At 40.7% G+C, this 15,248-nt stretch carries 12 protein-coding genes and 1 pseudogene; 8 read left to right on the top strand and 5 right to left on the bottom strand.

From position 1 onward, the window contains the following. Nucleotides 1–208: 208 nt before the first annotated feature. The 3 genes and pseudogenes from QM928_RS05820 to rsmG form a co-directional block, all read right to left on the bottom strand. Nucleotides 209–854, bottom strand: a pseudogene (locus QM928_RS05820) (recombinase family protein). 153 nt (nt 855–1,007) lie between these two features. Beyond that, nucleotides 1,008–2,291, bottom strand: coding sequence for a uracil-xanthine permease family protein (locus QM928_RS05815; RefSeq protein ID WP_414294738.1), 1,284 nt, complete (start codon nt 2,289–2,291; stop codon nt 1,008–1,010). Between the two features lie 408 nt (nt 2,292–2,699). Beyond that, nucleotides 2,700–3,413, bottom strand: a complete 714-nt coding sequence (rsmG, locus tag QM928_RS05810) for a 16S rRNA (guanine(527)-N(7))-methyltransferase RsmG (protein ID WP_414294737.1) — start codon at nt 3,411–3,413, stop codon at nt 2,700–2,702. 94 nt (nt 3,414–3,507) lie between these two features. Between rsmG and QM928_RS05805 the strand changes: the two genes are divergently transcribed. Next, nucleotides 3,508–4,068, top strand: coding sequence for a LemA family protein (locus tag QM928_RS05805; RefSeq protein WP_000219831.1), 561 nt, complete (start codon nt 3,508–3,510; stop codon nt 4,066–4,068). 1 nt (nt 4,069) lies between these two features. Further along, complete coding sequence (htpX, locus tag QM928_RS05800) at nt 4,070–4,969, top strand: zinc metalloprotease HtpX (RefSeq protein WP_414294736.1); 900 nt, start codon at nt 4,070–4,072, stop codon at nt 4,967–4,969. A gap of 198 nt (nt 4,970–5,167) precedes the next feature. On the opposite strand, the gene QM928_RS05795 is transcribed toward htpX, so the two are convergent. Both QM928_RS05795 and QM928_RS05790 read right to left on the bottom strand, forming a co-directional pair. Then, the gene (locus QM928_RS05795; protein WP_414294754.1) at nt 5,168–6,694 is read right to left on the bottom strand and encodes an ATP-binding cassette domain-containing protein; all 1,527 of its coding nucleotides are present in this window, start codon (nt 6,692–6,694) and stop codon (nt 5,168–5,170) included. 274 nt (nt 6,695–6,968) lie between these two features. Then, nucleotides 6,969–7,298, bottom strand: coding sequence for a helicase BlpT (locus QM928_RS05790; RefSeq protein ID WP_414294735.1), 330 nt, complete (start codon nt 7,296–7,298; stop codon nt 6,969–6,971). A gap of 168 nt (nt 7,299–7,466) precedes the next feature. Between QM928_RS05790 and QM928_RS05785 the strand changes: the two genes are divergently transcribed. The 6 genes from QM928_RS05785 (at nt 7,467) to carB (ending at nt 15,066) form a co-directional block, all read left to right on the top strand. Beyond that, complete coding sequence (locus QM928_RS05785; RefSeq protein ID WP_414276164.1) at nt 7,467–8,009, top strand: YceD family protein; 543 nt, start codon at nt 7,467–7,469, stop codon at nt 8,007–8,009. Further along, nucleotides 8,010–8,639, top strand: coding sequence for an endonuclease III (gene nth, locus QM928_RS05780; RefSeq protein WP_049549149.1), 630 nt, complete (start codon nt 8,010–8,012; stop codon nt 8,637–8,639). A 208-nt stretch (nt 8,640–8,847) separates the two neighbouring features. Then, entirely contained in the window at nt 8,848–9,369 is a 522-nt protein-coding gene (pyrR, locus tag QM928_RS05775) for a bifunctional pyr operon transcriptional regulator/uracil phosphoribosyltransferase PyrR (RefSeq protein WP_049549150.1), read from the top strand. 19 nt (nt 9,370–9,388) lie between these two features. Further along, the gene (locus tag QM928_RS05770; RefSeq protein WP_045763807.1) at nt 9,389–10,312 is read left to right on the top strand and encodes an aspartate carbamoyltransferase catalytic subunit; all 924 of its coding nucleotides are present in this window, start codon (nt 9,389–9,391) and stop codon (nt 10,310–10,312) included. Nucleotides 10,313–10,361: 49 nt separating this feature from the next. Beyond that, complete coding sequence (locus QM928_RS05765; protein WP_000166838.1) at nt 10,362–11,441, top strand: carbamoyl phosphate synthase small subunit; 1,080 nt, start codon at nt 10,362–10,364, stop codon at nt 11,439–11,441. A gap of 448 nt (nt 11,442–11,889) precedes the next feature. Beyond that, nucleotides 11,890–15,066 (top strand): carbamoyl-phosphate synthase large subunit, encoded by a 3,177-nt coding sequence (carB, locus tag QM928_RS05760; RefSeq protein ID WP_414294734.1) that lies wholly within the window; start codon nt 11,890–11,892, stop codon nt 15,064–15,066. Nucleotides 15,067–15,248 lie beyond the last annotated feature (182 nt).

Raw genomic sequence — 15,248 nt, 5'->3', positions numbered from 1 at the left:
ACAATAGGGGGTGAGCTTGTTTTAGTGAACGGTCGTCAACTAAAACAATGAAAAAATAAAAATGCCAATTCAACAAGGTAACCAAAACCTTATTGAATCAGCATTTTCGTTATTTTTTATTGATAACTTTGCTTGTTTTAACAAACGACCGTTTGCTAAAACTGTTGATAGGTTTAATTTACTATTTTTCTAAGGATTTGTCAATCAATTATAGGCGATTTTTTCTATTTATCTGGATACCATTGCGCTTTAGCACATTATAAATGGTTGCGGTGGAAATATTCAGCTGATTTGCAATCTTTCGCACAGATAATTCTTTTCGTAGGTATTGCTCGATTATTTGTTTTTCGGTATCTTTAGGCAACCCTTTATTGCCAAGTTTCACACCTTTTTCTTTGGCTTTACGGAGTCCGTCTTTAGTACGTTCAGAAATTGCTTGAAGCTCCCATTCTGCCACATAGCCCAACATCAAACAAAAGAACTTTCCAGTTAAAGAATCTGTTTCAATATTTTCATGAATTGATTGAAGATGAATACCATACTTAGTTAAATCTTCAATAATGGCAGATAGGTGAAGCATTTTTTTGGTAAGTCTATCCAATTTATATACGACAAAATTTGTTTTAACAACCTTGTTTAGCATAATTTTTGGCTAATTTTAACGCCTTATCAAGCTTCGGTCTATCTTGATTTCCGCCTGAGTCTTTTTCGATATAGAGTTTGTCGCAAAAGCCGAGTGCTTCTTTTTGAACAGATAACTCCAATTCTTGCTGATTATCTGTTGAGCTAACGCGAGCATATCCGATAGCTATGGTTTTGATATTTTCTAATTTGTTCTTGTGATGATTTGCCAAAATTTCTCCTTTCCTTACTGTTGTAGCAGGCTAATTGTATTGTAAAAGGAAATTTAGACAAAATAAAAGACCTACAGTTTATATAAAAGGCTTCTTGTTCATAAAAACGAGGTCGGGATTTTTGGTCCCGGCCTCGTGTTGATTCTATATGGATTAGTTTTTGTTTTCGTATGGCAAGATCAAGTTTAGGATGATACCTGTCATAGCTGATAGGGCAGTACCTGAAAGGGTAACTGGTCCAAGTTTAAGGATTGCCCCACCAAGTCCAAGCACTAACATAGCACTTGCGATGATAAGGTTACGCATTTGACCGAAGTCAACACGTTCTTTGATCAAGACTTTCAAACCGTTACTTGCGATAACCCCGTAAAGAAGGATAGACATACCACCAAGTACAGCGTTTGGAATTGTTGAAATCAAAGCAGTAAATTTACCAAGGAAGCTGAGGGCAATTGCGATAAAGGCAGCGTTACGGATAACTGAGACAGAAGCGATACGAGTCATACCGATAACCCCTGTATTTTCACCGTAAGTTGTATTGGCTGGTCCACCGAGGAAGGCAGAAACTGAAGTTGCGATACCATCACCAAGAAGAGTACGGTGTAGCCCTGGTTCTTTCAAGAATTGGCGTCCACAGATTTGACCTAGAACGGTGTGGTCTCCGATATGTTCAGAAATCGTTACGATTGCGATTGGTAAGATGGCAATTGTTTCAGGACCGAAGTAAAGGTTGTATTGTTTGAAGGCACCACCTGTATTGAATGGTAGGTAGAAACCAGGGATTTCAAACCAGTTAGCTTCAAGAACAGGAGTGAAGTCAACCAATCCAAGTGCTAGTGCAAAGAGGTAACCACCGATAATGGCAAATAGGAATGGGATAATTCGTAGGAAGCCTTTTCCTTTTGTATTGATAAATGCAGCAATCAAGAAAGTAACAACGGCTACAAGAGCGTTTTTCCAGTTTCCGTCAGCTACAAGACCAGCGTTGGTAACAGCTGAACTAGCAAGTCCAAGACCGATAACGATGATCATAGGACCGATAATGATTGGAGGTAAGAGTTTGTCGATCCATTTTGTACCTGCAAAGCGAACACTTGCAGCAACAAGGACATAAACAAAACCAGTCAGAATAACCCCTGTCTGAGCAGCAGATACATCGCCACCCATTTCTTTCATGGCAAGTGACATAGCTGTGATAAAGGCAAAAGAAGAACCCAGATAAACTGGAACTTTAAAGCCAGTAGAGATCATGTAAATGAGTGTTCCTACACCTGATGCAAAAAGGGCAACCGATACAGGCATTCCCAAGATCAAAGGTACCAAGATGGTTGCACCAAACATGGCAAATACGTGCTGGAAGCTAAGGAGAATTCCTTTGCCAGCTGAAGGACGTTGGTCAACGTCTAAAAGCAAATCAACAGTTGATTCCTGTTTCATATTAACCTCACTTTTGGGCATCAAAAAAGAGCCCATTATTTTATAGCAATAGGCTCCCAGAGTAAGACCTCTCTAAAACAAGACTCCTTTATCAAGTTTTAAAGAGTTTTATATAGATCTGCGCCTTCGTCACCTCACGGGATGACATTAAAAACCTTTGCTTAGGATAGTATAGCAGAAAAAAATGATTTTGTAAATCATTTTTTCCCGAGCTTGAAAATAAAAAAGCGAGGTTTGATTTTGTAAATCATTTTTTCCCAAGCTTTGAAATAAGAAAGTGAGGTATGATTTTGTAAATCATTTTTTCCCAAGGTTTGAAATAAGAAAGCGAGGCATGATTTTATAAATCATTTTTCCCGAGCTAAGAAATAAGAAAGTAAGATGTGAGTTTGTAGATTTTTAATCTTTCTAAAGCGGACGTTTGTTAGGCATGCCAGCCTTTCTTGGGTATTTATTTGGAGTTTCTTTTTTCTTCTCGACAATAGTAATGTAGCGAGGGTCTCCGTTAGGAAGAGTGTAACTGAGGTTTTCTTCAACCTTACTAAAGAGAAGATTGAGGGCATTTTTAGCTTCAGTTAATTCCTCTGGTGCATTACTTGCCTTAAGTGCAAGCAGTGTTCCTCCGACTTTCAGGTAGGGGATAGTCAACTCAGATAATACCTGCATACGGGCAACTGCACGAGCTGTAACGATATCAAACTGAGCACGGAAGTTCTTATCTTGGGCGAAGTCTTCGGCACGTCCATGATAGAAGTGAACATTTTCTAAATCTAGTTCTTGGGCTAATAGATTCAGAAAGTTGATTCGTTTATTGAGAGAGTCAATAATGGTTACATCTAGTTGAGGATAGAGAATTTTCATGGGAAGGCTAGGAAAACCTGCTCCAGCACCGATGTCTAAGAGTTTAATGGGCTGGTTTTCAATCAATCCCTGTAAAATAGGAGCGATGGAATCATAGAAGTGTTTGAGATAGACTTCTTCTTTTTCTGTAATAGCAGTTAGGTTGATTTTTTCATTCCATTCGACCAAGAGTTCAAAATAACGCTCAAATTGAACTTTTTGCTTGTCAGAAAGAATAATATTTTGTTCAGCAAGTAATGTGTAAAAAGTTTCTGGTTTCATAGTAGTTTCCTTCTTAAGTATCATCTTATTTTACCACAAAAAGATGGAAATTTGATATACTAGTATTAATCTAAAAGCAGAAAGGAATTATATGATGACTTGGATTATTCTTGGAGTTCTTGCTCTTATTGTTATTTTCGTAATTGTTAGTTATAACGGTTTGGTTAAAAATCGCATGCAAACTAAGGAGGCATGGAGTCAGATTGATGTTCAGTTGAAACGTCGTAACGATCTCTTGCCAAACTTGATTGAGACCGTGAAAGGATATGCAAAGTATGAAGGTTCAACGCTTGAAAAAGTTGCAGAACTTCGTAATCAAGTAGCAGCAGCAACTTCACCAGCAGAAGCTATGAAGGCTAGTGATGCTCTTACACGTCAGGTTTCAGGAATCTTTGCGGTTGCAGAAAATTATCCAGACCTAAAAGCAAGTGGCAACTTTGCACAATTGCAAGAGGAGTTGACCAATACTGAAAATAAAATTTCTTACTCTCGGCAACTCTACAATAGTGTTGTTAGTAACTATAATGTTAAATTAGAAACATTCCCAAGCAACCTTGTTGCTGGACTCTTTGGTTTTAAAGTGGCTGATTTCCTTCAAACACCTGAAGAAGAAAAGGCAGTACCAAAGGTTGATTTTAGTGGTTTAGGTGACTAGGATGTTGTATGATCAAATCGCTAGTAATAAGCGAAGAACTTGGATTTTACTACTAGTATTCTTTTTACTTCTGGCTTTGGTTGGATATGCAGTTGGTTACCTCTTTATGCGGTCTGGTCTTGGTGGCTTAGTTATTGCTCTGATTATCGGCTTTATCTATGCCTTGTCCATGATTTTTCAATCAACAGAGATAGTCATGAGTATGAATGGTGCGCGTGAGGTGAATGAGCAGACTGCACCAACCCTCTATCATGTCGTGGAAGATATGGCTATGGTGGCGCAAATCCCTATGCCACGAGTCTTCATCATCGATGATGCCAGCTTAAATGCCTTTGCTACGGGTTCAAATCCCCAAAATGCAGCGGTAGCAGCAACGTCAGGACTCCTTGCAATTATGAATCGTGAAGAGTTAGAGGCGGTTATTGGTCATGAAGTCAGTCACATTCGTAACTATGATATTCGTATTTCTACGATCGCGGTTGCCCTTGCTAGTGCTATCACCATGCTTTCTAGTATGGCAGGTCGTATGATGTGGTGGGGTGGTGCAGGCCGTGGTCGTAGAAGTGATGACCGAGATAGTGGTGGACTTGAAATTATTATGCTAGTTGTTTCTCTTCTAGCAATTATTTTGGCTCCCCTAGCAGCAACCTTGGTACAACTAGCCATCTCTCGTCAACGAGAATTTTTAGCAGATGCTTCCAGTGTAGAGTTGACTCGTAATCCTCAAGGTATGATCAATGCCCTTCGTAAGCTGGACCATAGTCAGCCTATGAGTCATCATGTGGATGATGCTAGCAGTGCACTTTACATCAACGATCCTCAAAAACGAGGTGGCTTGCAAAAACTCTTTTATACTCATCCACCAATCTCAGAACGGATTGAGCGTTTGAAACATATGTAGAAAGAGAGAGTGGGACAGAAATCGGTAATTCGTTAGAATTCGATTTCGTCGTCCCACCTCCGCACAGTTGAGTAGGGCTGTAAAAGCTGATGAAATCAGCGTAGTAGAGCCCACTCAACCACTGCGTCTTGCTCGACAATCCAAAGACAATTGAGAGGCCAGGACTTTTGTCCCAGCCTCTTTTGAGATTTTCTACATTTATAAATCTTGTAAATCAACTATTTCTAAACCATTTTTTGTCAAACGATAGATACTCCTACAGACTTCTTTTAAGAAACGTCGATCATGCGAAACAGTAACCAGACCACCGGGATAATTGGCAAAGAGTTTTCTGATTTCGGGTTGAGAAGTTGGAGAAAAGTTTCGTGTGGGTTCATCCAGAAGGAGAAAGTTTGGTTTTCGCAGCACTAAATTCAAAAGAAGGAGTTTGCCTTGTTGACCGCCGGATAGGGAGCGAATTTGGTGGTGCATTTCTGGATAACTGAAATTGAGACTGGCTAGGAAGGATTGGATTTTCTGTACTTCCTCTTTATGTCCAGTTTGGCTGAGAAATTCTACTGGAGATAGATACAATTGTAGTGTTTCTTGATAATCTTGTGGCATAAATCCAAGTGAAATCTCACTTTTGTCACTTAGTAGTTGTTGTAACTTGCCTAACAGAGTCGATTTGCCAACTCCATTGGGACCGATGATGCCGATTTTTTCTTGTCCACGGACAGTTAATTGTAGCCCTTGAGCTAAAACACGCTCACCAATGGATAGAGTCTCATTTTCAAGTCGAACCAAGACTTTAGAAGCTGCTAATGGATCTATATCTGAAAAGAAAAGTTGGATTTCTTCCTCTTCAAGTGGCTTTTGGGTCAGCGATTGAGCTACTTTTTCGTAGCGTTTTTCTTGAGAGAGAACATTTTTCATCTTTTTAGCCAGTAGTCGCCCGGCAGTACTGTCTTTGGTAGCTCGAAGTGCAGTTTCTACCTTTTGCTTGACTCGGCGATGCTTTTCCATGGTTTTATCATAGGATCGTTGGTCGTTGGCAGCTTGCTGGCTTTGTCTAGCAAAATTAGCCTTTCTATGTTGACTATAGCGATCATAGTCTAAGTGCTCGACTAGGGTTTCAGCTTCCTTTCGATGCTTGACCAGTCGTAAGTGGATAATGGTGTCTGCAGTTTGAGAGAGGAAGTCTTCATCATGAGAAATGAAAATAACGGTCTGCCTGATCTTCTGAATCTGAATTTTTAGCCAATCAACTGTCTCAAGATCTAAGTCATTTGAAGGTTCATCTAAAAATAGAATCTCAAAGGGTTTGGATAATTCATGGATGAGCTGAATTTTCAAAGCTTCGCCACCTGATAGGCTACCAATCTCTTGGTCACTAGCAAAACGACTGCTATCAAATTGCAATTCCTCAGCTAAACGGTAGAGAATGCTGAAGTCCAAATCAGCAGACTCTAAAAAGAAGTAGTCCTGTAGAGATTTTTTCTTCAATTCTTCAGGGAGATGTTGGGGAATGTAGGCCAGGGACTGAAGGTCAGATTGAATGTCGCCCCTGATAGTGAAATCCTCTAATCTTTCTCCCATTAAAGTTTTAAGTAAGGTTGATTTTCCATTTCCTTCTTCGCCGATAATAGCGACCTTTTCTCCGTCTTGGATCGTAATATTTAAATCGGAAATAAGGTCTCGTAGGTCTTTGTTTTGAGTGATGGTTAGCTGGTTGATTTTTATCATCATGTTTCCCTTTCTAAATTTGGATAATACATAACAAAAGCTCTACTTTACCTAGTAGAGCCAATCGTTTATGTCAAAAAATCCTCTTTTAAAAGGGCTACAAAAAGCAGCAGAAAAAGAGTATACAAAAAGAGACAAGAACAAGATCTACTAAATAAAGGTTCTTTATTTGATAGACTTAGTTGTTCATGTCTCCCTTACCTCCAAAAATTACTATGTTTATTTTATACCTTTTGGGACACTTTGTCAAAAGAAATGAGAAATTCAAATCTTTCTAGAAACCAAAAACAGGTCCATAGAGAGTCAGTACGTGTTTGACTTGATCGTAGTGGAATTTGTCATAGTTTCGCCAAGCTGTACGAGCTTCTTCATTGAGTTTAAGGGTGCCAAGTCCAATCAAGAGACTGGTATGTTGGTAAAATTTCTCAAGATCAACTAAGATAGAGTTATCTAGTTTCTTTGTCTTTTTAAGTTGTCTGAGTAGCTCGTCAATATTTTGTTGCAAGTGCAGATCATCAGGCAATCCTTGTTTACAAGTTTGGTAAGCTTTGTTTAACTCGGAAATGAGTTGATAAGCTTCTAAGATTAGTTCTTTGTCTTCCATATGAGCGTCCTCCTTTGCCCATGTATTGATGTCTATAGTATAGCACAAAAAATAAAATTGTCATAATAAATATATCAAAAAATAGAGAATGATTTTTTGAAAGTTTAGTTGCCTTGCTTGCGGTTCTTTCATGGTATAATCAAGTGAGTAAATCTTTATGGAGGAAGTATGAAATTAAATATTCAAGAAATTCGTAAGTTGCCTGAAGGTTTGCACTTTGAGCAGACTTTAGACTTAGCAGCTGACTTGCGTGCCCGTAATCAAGAAATTTTAGATGTAAAAGATATTGTCGCTATTGGAAAAGTTCAGTACGAAGACCTTATGTTTTTCCTAGATTATCAGTTGTCTTATACAATCGTCTTAGCCTCTAGCCGTAGCATGGAACCGGTAGAATTGAAAGAGTCTTATCCAGTAACAGAAGTCTTTATGGAAGGTGCAACCAATCAACTGGACCAAGAAGTTCTAGATGATGACTTGGTCTTGCCGATTGAAAATGGAGAAATCGACCTGGCTGAAAGTGTTTCAGATAATATCTTGCTCAATATTCCTATCAAAGTCTTAACAGCTGAGGAAGAAGCAGGTCAGGGATTTGTATCTGGAAATGACTGGCAAATCATGTCTGAGGAAGAGTATCAAGCCCAACAAGCAGTCAAGAAAGAAGAAAATAGTCCTTTTGCAGGTTTGCAAGGACTGTTTGACGGAGACGAATAGATGGTTTTGTCCAAGAAACGTGCCCGTCATGTCATTGAGGAAATCATCGCTCTTTTTCCAGATGCGAAACCAAGTCTAGATTTTCGCAATCATTTTGAACTCCTGGTTGCTGTTATGCTGTCTGCTCAGACGACAGATGCGGCAGTCAACAAGGCTACACCAGGACTTTTTGCGGCTTTTCCAACCCCACAAACCATGGCAGAAGCCAGTGAGAGTGAGATTGCCTCGTATATTTCTCGCCTAGGCCTTTATCGCAATAAGGCTAAATTCCTCAAAAAATGTGCCCAACAACTACTGGATGATTTTGACGGTCAAGTCCCTCAGACTAGAGAAGAATTAGAGAGTTTGGCAGGAGTTGGTCGTAAAACAGCCAACGTAGTTTTGAGCGTGGGATTCGGTATTCCAGCTTTTGCAGTAGATACTCACGTAGAGCGAATCTGTAAACACCACGATATTGTTAAAAAATCAGCTACACCCCTTGAGGTCGAAAAACGTGTCATGGATGTTTTGCCACCAGAAGAATGGCTTGCAGCCCATCAGGCTATGATTTACTTTGGTCGTGCTATCTGTCATCCGAAAAATCCAGAATGCGATCACTATCCACAGTTGTACGATTTTAGTTCGTTATAAAATTGATTTCTTGTGTTTTTTCTTGCATCGATTCCTGGTTTGTGTTATAGTAGTACCAATCAAATATTCCTTTAATCCTGTCCCGTGAGGCAGGCAAGGAGCTGAATCAAGTAGAAGGGTGGAGTCTCTGCTGTTTTGGTAGGGCTAGCTTAACTATACATTCTGAAGTCTCCTTGTTTAAGGAGACTTTTCTTTTTGGAGGTTTGTCATGAAGACAAAAGAAGTTGTAGACGAATTGACCGTCAAGCGAGCGATTACTCGAATTACCTATGAGATTATCGAGCGAAATAAAGATTTGAACAAGATTGTACTGGCTGGGATAAAAACACGTGGTGTCTTCATTGCCCACCGTATCCAAGAGCGATTGGAACAGTTGGAATCTATCTCAGTGCCAGTCGTTGAGTTAGATACCAAACCATTCCGTGACGATGTCAAAAGCGGTGAAGATACTTCTATAATCTCTGTTGATGTGACAGAACGTGAGGTCATCTTGGTGGACGATGTGCTTTACACAGGTCGGACCATCCGAGCAGCTATTGACAACATCGTAAGCCATGGTCGTCCTTCTCGTGTGAGTTTAGCTGTTCTAGTTGACCGCGGGCATAGAGAATTACCGATTCGTCCAGACTATGTAGGGAAAAATATCCCAACCAGTCGTTCAGAAGAAATCATCGTAGAGATGACTGAACTAGATGGACAAGATCGTGTTCTTATTACCGAAGAAGCTTAGATAGCCAAAGGAGTTAGCCATGTCAGAAAATCAACAAGCCATTCAACATGTAGTCTCAATGGAAGACCTTACTGTAGAACAAGTCATGAAATTGATTAAACGAGGGATCGAATTTAAAAATGGAGCAAAGGCTTCTTATGAAGACCAACACATCGTCTCTAATCTCTTCTTTGAGAGTTCGACTCGTACCCACAAATCTTTTGAAGTAGCAGAGATTAAACTGGGCCTTCACCTACTGGACTTCGATGTAAAAACAAGTTCAGTCAACAAGGGTGAAACACTCTACGATACAATTTTGACCTTGTCAGCCTTGGGAGTAGATGCCTGTGTCATCCGACACCCAGAGGTAGATTACTACAGAGAGTTGATCGATAGTCCGACGATTACGACTTCGATTATCAATGGTGGCGACGGTTCTGGGCAACATCCTAGCCAGAGCTTGCTTGATTTAATGACGATTTATGAAGAATTTGGACACTTCGAAGGACTCAAGGTAGCCATTGCTGGTGACCTTGACCATTCGCGTGTGGCTAAATCCAATATGCAAATCTTAAAACGCTTAGGAGCAGAACTCTACTTTGCTGGACCTGAGGAATGGAGAAGTCAAGAGTTTGCAGACTATGGACAGTTTGTAAGCATTGATGAAATCATTGACCAAGTTGATGTGATGATGTTTCTCCGTGTTCAGCATGAGCGTCATGAAAGTGGAACAGTCTTTTCAAAAGAGGGCTATCATGCTCAGCATGGTTTGACTCAAGAACGTTACGATCGCTTGAAAGATAAAGCTATTCTGATGCATCCTGCTCCTGTAAATCGCGATGTTGAAATTGCTGATCACTTGGTCGAAGCACCAAAATCACGTATTGTTCAACAAATGACCAATGGTGTCTTTGTCAGAATGGCAATTTTAGAATCTGTATTGACTTACAGAAACGCAAAATAAGACACAAAACGTTAAAAGATGCCTGAGAGCATCCACGAGAGGTGAATTTATGACTAAACGACTTCTAGTTTTAGAAGATGGAACAATTTTTGAAGGAAAAGCCTTTGGGGCTGATATTGATGTAACTGGTGAAATCGTCTTTAATACTGGGATGACTGGTTATCAAGAATCTATTACGGATCAGTCTTACAATGGACAAATCCTAACCTTTACCTATCCCTTGGTTGGGAATTATGGGATTAACCGTGATGACTACGAGTCTATCAGTCCAACCTGTAAAGGTGTAGTGGTATTTGAAGAAGCTCGTAGAGCCAGTAACTGGCGTAACCAGATGACGCTGGATGAATTTTTGAAATCTAAGAAAATCCCTGGTATTTCAGGTATTGATACACGTGCTTTGACAAAAATCATTCGCAAACATGGGACTATGAGAGCGACTCTGACACATGTGGGAGATAGTATTGATCACATCACAGATCAGCTTCAAGCAACTGTTTTACCAATTGATAATATCAAACAGGTTTCTACAAAAACTGCATATCCAGCTCCAGGAGTAGGTTTAAGTGTGGTACTTGTAGACTTTGGTCTCAAGCATTCAATCTTAAGAGAGTTGTCTAAGAGAGATTGTAATGTAACGGTCGTTCCTTATACTACAACAGCAGAGGAAATCCTTCACTTAAATCCAGACGGAGTTATGTTGTCAAATGGACCGGGAAATCCAGAAGATGTACCAGAAGCACTCGATATGATTCGTGGTATTCTTGGCAAGATTCCAATCTTTGGTATTTGTATGGGGCATCAACTCTTTGCCATGGCAAATGGTGCTAAGACCTACAAGATGAAATTTGGTCACCGTGGTTTTAACCACGCAGTGCGTGAAATTGCAACAGGGCGCGTGGACTTTACTAGTCAAAACCATGGATACGCAGTGAGTCGTGAAGATTTTCCAGACCATTTGATGATTACTCATGAAGAAATCAATGACAAGTCAGTTGAAGGTGTACGTCACAGATACCAACCAGGTTTCTCCGTGCAATTCCACCCAGATGCTGCACCAGGTCCGCACGATGCAAGTTATCTATTTGACGAGTTCATCGAGATGATGGAAGCTTTCAAACAAGCAAACTAAAGACGAGTGTGAAATCGTCGGAGAATTTATGTAACTGAACACGGACGGAAAGCTCGGAATTTAGAGAACCCAACTCGGATTGTCAATCCTTCCTTGGTTTCCTAAAATTCAATCGCTTTCTATTCGTCCTTTGTATCTTATTTAATGTCGCCCTGTGAGGCGACGAATAGAAAGGCAGGTCGTTTCTTTTAGTCGCTATTAGGCGAACTAAAAACTCCCTGCACTAGATTTTTTATCGAAAATTATCGTTTCTCTAAAAAATCGTCGGAGAATTTATTTAATGTCGCCCTGAGAGGCGACGAATAGAAAGGAGAAGGGTGAGCCGTATTTGCTGAACTGAATACGGGCTACGGACGGTACTAAAAAGATAGTTATTCCTAGAACTGACAGTTCTTCGTCATAACTCCTATTTTAGCTTTGTCCGCTTGACGCCCTTAATATCTTATAAATGCCTAAACGTACTGATATTCAAAAAATTATGGTGATTGGTTCTGGTCCGATTATTATTGGTCAGGCTGCTGAGTTTGACTATGCTGGGACTCAGGCTTGCTTGTCTTTGAAAGAGGAAGGTTATGAGGTTGTCTTGGTGAACTCAAACCCTGCAACTATCATGACTGATAAGGAAATTGCAGACAAGGTTTACATTGAGCCAATCACACTTGAGTTTGTAACTCGTATTCTCCGTAAAGAACGTCCAGATGCCTTGCTTCCAACTCTTGGTGGGCAAACAGGGCTGAACATGGCCATGGAATTGTCTAAAAATGGCATTCTTGATGAATTGGGAGTAGAACTTCTCGGTACTAAATTGTCTGCCATCGACCAAGCGGAGGACCGCGATCTCTTTAAACAATTGATGGAAGAGCTGAACCAACCAATTCCTGAATCAGAAATTGTTAACACAGTGGAAGAAGCCGTAGCCTTCGCAGCAACAATTGGTTACCCAGTGATCGTCCGTCCAGCCTTCACACTTGGTGGTACTGGCGGTGGTATGTGTGCCAACGAGGAAGAATTGCGTGAAATTGCTGAAAATGGTTTGAAGTTGTCACCTGTTACTCAGTGTTTAATTGAGAGATCTATTGCAGGTTTCAAGGAAATCGAGTACGAGGTTATGCGTGACTCAGCTGACAATGCCCTTGTTGTATGTAACATGGAAAACTTTGACCCAGTCGGGATTCATACAGGGGATTCCATCGTATTTGCCCCAGCACAAACCATGTCAGACTATGAAAACCAAATGCTTCGTGATGCAAGCTTGAGCATTATCCGTGCTCTCAAGATTGAAGGTGGATGTAACGTTCAGCTTGCACTTGATCCACATAGCTTTAAGTACTATGTCATCGAAGTAAATCCTCGTGTATCTCGTTCTTCAGCCCTTGCTTCTAAGGCAACAGGTTACCCAATCGCCAAATTGGCTGCCAAGATTGCGGTAGGGTTGACCTTGGATGAAGTTATTAACCCAGTTACAGGTTCAACTTATGCCATGTTTGAACCAGCCCTTGACTATGTGGTGGCTAAGATTCCACGTTTCCCATTTGATAAGTTTGAAAAAGGGGAACGTCGTCTTGGTACCCAGATGAAGGCAACTGGAGAAGTTATGGCCATTGGACGCAACATCGAGGAATCTCTTCTAAAAGCCTGTCGTTCACTTGAAATTGGCGTCCACCACAATGAAATGCCTGAGCTTGCAGCGGTTTCAGATGATGCCTTGATTGAAAAAGTTGTCAAAGCCCAAGATGATCGTCTCTTCTACGTTTCAGAAGCCATTCGCCGTGGCTACACACCAGAAGAAATTGCAGAGCTTACAAAAATCGATATCTTTTATCTCGATAAACTCCTACATATCTTTGAAATTGAGCAAGAATTGGGTGCCCATCCACAAGATCTAGAAGTTTTGAAAACTGCGAAACTCAATGGCTTCTCAGACCGTAAGATTGCTGAACTCTGGAAAACGACTGCTGATCACGTTCGTCAACTTCGCTTGGAAAACAAGATTGTTCCAGTTTATAAGATGGTAGATACTTGTGCGGCAGAATTTGACTCTGAAACACCATATTTCTATTCAACTTATGGTTGGGAGAATGAATCCATCAAATCTGATAAGGAATCAGTATTGGTTCTAGGTTCGGGTCCAATCCGTATCGGTCAAGGGGTTGAGTTTGACTACGCAACTGTTCACTCGGTTAAGGCTATCCAAGCAGCTGGTTATGAGGCTATCATCATGAACTCAAACCCAGAAACAGTTTCAACCGACTTCTCTGTATCAGATAAGCTTTACTTTGAGCCATTGACATTTGAAGATGTTATGAACGTCATTGACTTGGAGCAACCAAAAGGGGTTATCGTTCAGTTTGGTGGTCAAACAGCCATCAACCTAGCTGAGCCATTAGCAAAAGCTGGTGTGACTATCCTTGGTACTCAAGTTGCTGACTTGGACCGTGCGGAAGACCGTGACCTCTTTGAGCAAGCCCTTAAAGACTTGGATATTCCGCAACCGCCTGGGCAGACTGCAACCAATGAAGAAGAAGCAGTACTTGCAGCCCGCAAGATTGGTTTCCCAGTCCTTGTTCGTCCTTCTTATGTCTTGGGAGGACGTGCCATGGAAATCGTTGAGAATGAAGATGATCTTCGTTCTTACATGCGTACTGCGGTTAAGGCAAGTCCAGACCATCCTGTTCTTGTAGACTCTTATATCGTCGGTCAAGAGTGTGAAGTAGATGCCATTTCAGACGGACAAAATGTCCTCATCCCAGGTATCATGGAACATATCGAACGTGCCGGTGTCCACTCAGGTGACTCCATGGCTGTTTACCCTCCACAAACCTTGTCTCAAAAAGTGCAAGAAACGATTGCAGACTACACAAAACGCCTAGCAATCGGCCTTAACTGTCTTGGTATGATGAACATTCAGTTTGTCATCAAGGATGAGAAAGTCTACGTTATTGAGGTCAATCCACGTGCCAGCCGTACTGTTCCATTCCTATCAAAAGTAACCAATATCCCAATGGCTCAGGTTGCAACTAAGTTAATTCTTGGTCAAAGTCTTGAAGAACTTGGTTACCAAGATGGACTTTACCCAGAAAGTAGTCGTGTTCATATTAAAGCACCAGTCTTCTCATTTACCAAGCTAGCGAAAGTAGATAGCTTGCTTGGTCCTGAAATGAAGTCAACAGGGGAGGTTATGGGTTCTGATACGACTCTTGAAAAAGCTCTCTACAAGGCCTTTGAAGCTTCTTATCTTCACTTGCCAACCTTTGGAAATGTTGTCTTTACTATCGCTGATGATGCCAAGGAAGAAGCTTTGGATTTGGCTCGTCGTTTCCAAAATATTGGTTATGGTATCCTTGCGACTCAAGGAACAGCAGCTTTCTTTGAAAGTCATGGCTTGAAGGCTCAACTCGTTGGTAAGATTGGTGATGATGAACATGATATCCCAAGCTATGTTCGTAAAGGGAAAATCCAAGCTATCATCAACACAGTTGGTACCAAGCGAACTGCTGATGAAGATGGTGAACAAATCCGCCGTTCAGCTATTGAACACGGAGTTCCTCTCTTTACAGCTTTGGATACAGCGGATGCTATGCTTAAGGTACTTGAAAGCCGTAGCTTCGTTACAGAAGCAATTTAGTTTCTTGTTAAATGATCTAAGTAGCTTTTATCCAGCGTCAAAAGACGCTGGTTTTTCCTCTTTTATAGAGAAATCGAGTTAGAAATAATAGTTACAGTTCACTATTAAATGTCAAAGTTTATCAATAGATTTATCATTATCGTTAATGAGTAGACTTATTCTGACTTTCCCTAAAATTTTGT

The sequence above is a fragment of the Streptococcus infantis genome (genome assembly GCF_047460405.1).
Taxonomy (GTDB): Bacteria; Bacillota; Bacilli; order Lactobacillales; family Streptococcaceae; genus Streptococcus; species Streptococcus infantis_Q.
The sequence above is the reverse complement of the archived record's forward strand: the minus strand, read 5'-3'. Positions and strand labels throughout refer to the sequence as shown.

Excerpts from the sequence above, each read along its gene's own strand:
- QM928_RS05815 (WP_414294738.1), bottom strand. The coding sequence starts at position 2,291 with ATGAAACAGGAATCAACTGTTGATTTGCTTTTAGACGTTGACCAACGT.
- rsmG (WP_414294737.1), bottom strand. The coding sequence starts at position 3,413 with ATGAAACCAGAAACTTTTTACACATTACTTGCTGAACAAAATATTATT.
- QM928_RS05805 (WP_000219831.1), top strand. The coding sequence starts at position 3,508 with ATGACTTGGATTATTCTTGGAGTTCTTGCTCTTATTGTTATTTTCGTA.
- htpX (WP_414294736.1), top strand. The coding sequence starts at position 4,070 with ATGTTGTATGATCAAATCGCTAGTAATAAGCGAAGAACTTGGATTTTA.
- QM928_RS05795 (WP_414294754.1), bottom strand. The coding sequence starts at position 6,694 with ATGATAAAAATCAACCAGCTAACCATCACTCAAAACAAAGACCTACGA.
- QM928_RS05790 (WP_414294735.1), bottom strand. The coding sequence starts at position 7,298 with ATGGAAGACAAAGAACTAATCTTAGAAGCTTATCAACTCATTTCCGAG.
- QM928_RS05785 (WP_414276164.1), top strand. The coding sequence starts at position 7,467 with ATGAAATTAAATATTCAAGAAATTCGTAAGTTGCCTGAAGGTTTGCAC.
- nth (WP_049549149.1), top strand. The coding sequence starts at position 8,010 with ATGGTTTTGTCCAAGAAACGTGCCCGTCATGTCATTGAGGAAATCATC.
- pyrR (WP_049549150.1), top strand. The coding sequence starts at position 8,848 with ATGAAGACAAAAGAAGTTGTAGACGAATTGACCGTCAAGCGAGCGATT.
- QM928_RS05770 (WP_045763807.1), top strand. The coding sequence starts at position 9,389 with ATGTCAGAAAATCAACAAGCCATTCAACATGTAGTCTCAATGGAAGAC.
- QM928_RS05765 (WP_000166838.1), top strand. The coding sequence starts at position 10,362 with ATGACTAAACGACTTCTAGTTTTAGAAGATGGAACAATTTTTGAAGGA.
- carB (WP_414294734.1), top strand. The coding sequence starts at position 11,890 with ATGCCTAAACGTACTGATATTCAAAAAATTATGGTGATTGGTTCTGGT.